This is a genomic window from Microbacterium sp. H6, from assembly GCF_003314775.1.
GTDB classification, from domain to species: Bacteria; Actinomycetota; Actinomycetes; order Actinomycetales; family Microbacteriaceae; genus Microbacterium; species Microbacterium oxydans.
Window position 1 is genome coordinate 1 of sequence record NZ_QOAY01000009.1, and the last position, 1,565, is coordinate 1,565.

A 1,565-nucleotide genomic window follows, 5' to 3' on the forward strand; every position below is an offset into this window, starting at 1 on the left:
ATCTCAGGTTCGGGAAATCGACAACAGCAGCAGTGAGGGCGCGGCCGGACGCCGCGACACGGGCACCGGCACCAGCAGCGGCGCGCGCACCGGACGGGATACCCGCAGTATCCGCAGCCGGCCCTGGAGCCGGGAAGCCGTCACGGCCGCCAGTACCAGCAGCGTGCACACCACCCCGATCAGGCACCCCCACGCCCCGGACGCATCGACGGACACCCCCGCAGAGGACGACGCCGTCCGGCCCTCCACCGGTGCCCCCGAGTCTGGGGTAGAGCCGGTCGCGACGGGGGAGCCCGCACTGGTGTCGGCGTGCGCGTCAGCCGTGGTGTGGGAGGTGGTCCAGCCGCCGATGATGAGCACAAGTGCCAGGCCCAGGATGGTCAGCAGCCGCCCCGACCACCACCCCGCCGCGATGACCCGGTCGGGCCGGGATCGGGGGTCGCGGGGCATAGTCCCTCACTGTACCAATCCGACCTTTGCGTCTCCCGGATCTCGCCCGGCCGCAGGCCTTCCACGCCTTCGCCGACAGAGCAGCCACATCGCGTCCACCGGCACGTCGTTCTCGATTATCGGCGAACGACGTCCGTCTCCTGAGCGGAAGGATCAGTGCCCTCGGGGTGCCGTGGTGTCGGTCAAGGCGGGCAGCAGGATCGCCGTGACGCCGTCGGGGTCGAGTCTGCCGGTGCGGACTTCTTCGGCGGCGCCGTTGAGGACGGCACGGGTCGCTGAACTCCGCCGCGATCGTCTCGGCTGCGTCAGGTTCGCCCCACCGGGCACGTGCACCCGTCGGCACCCGAGGCGGCGCCGATTGAAAGAATACCTATAGGGGGTATAAGGTGTGGGGGAGTCGTGTGCGAGGGAGAGGCGGGCGAGGTTGATTCAACCGATCGACTATTTCCTGGTCGCCTGGTTCGCGCTGGTCGCGATCAGCACGATCTGGGTCGGGGTGGACCAGTTCCGTCACAACCCGGAGCCGGCGGTGATGAAGTGGGGCTTCATCCTGGTCACCCTCTACCTGGGGCCGATCGGGGCGCTGCTGTATGTGCTCGCGGACAAGGAGCCGCGGCCGGGAGAGCATGAGGAGTTCACCCGGCCGCTGTGGAAGCAGGGCATCGGCTCGACCATCCACTGCGTCGCGGGCGATGCCACCGGCATCATCGTCGCCGCCGTCGTCGTCGCGTCGCTGGGCCTGCCGATGTGGCTGGATCTGATCATCGAGTACGCCGCCGGGTTCGCGTTCGGGTTGTTCGTGTTCCAGGCCCTGTTCATGAAGAACATGATGGGCGGCAGCTACTGGCAGAACGTGCGCCGCTCGTTCCTGCCCGAGTTCATCAGCATGAACTTGATGATGGCGGGCATGGCGCCGGTGATGTCGCTGCTGATGATGGGCCGCGACATGCGGGCCATGCTGCCCACCGAGTTGCTGTTCTGGGCGGTGATGAGTTTCGGGATCGCGGTCGGGTTCGTGCTCGCTTACCCCGTGAACGTGTGGATGGTGAAGAAGGGCCTCAAGCACGGTCTGATGACCGTCCGCCCCCAGCCCGCCACCCACCCCCAGGAGCATG

General features: G+C 67.8%; 2 protein-coding genes. One reads left to right on the forward strand and one right to left on the reverse strand.

All coding sequences use genetic code 11. The features are described 5' to 3' along the window. Positions 1 to 3: 3 nt before the first annotated feature. Positions 4 to 450 carry a hypothetical protein gene (locus tag DSP71_RS00315; protein WP_036286063.1) on the reverse strand — a complete coding sequence of 149 codons (447 nt, stop codon included), beginning with the start codon at positions 448 to 450 and terminating at the stop codon, positions 4 to 6. Positions 451 to 874: 424 nt separating this feature from the next. Between DSP71_RS00315 and DSP71_RS00325 the strand changes: the two genes are divergently transcribed. Further along, positions 875 to 1,565: DUF4396 domain-containing protein (locus tag DSP71_RS00325; protein WP_147251142.1), on the forward strand; the 691-nt coding region annotated here is incomplete at its 3' end.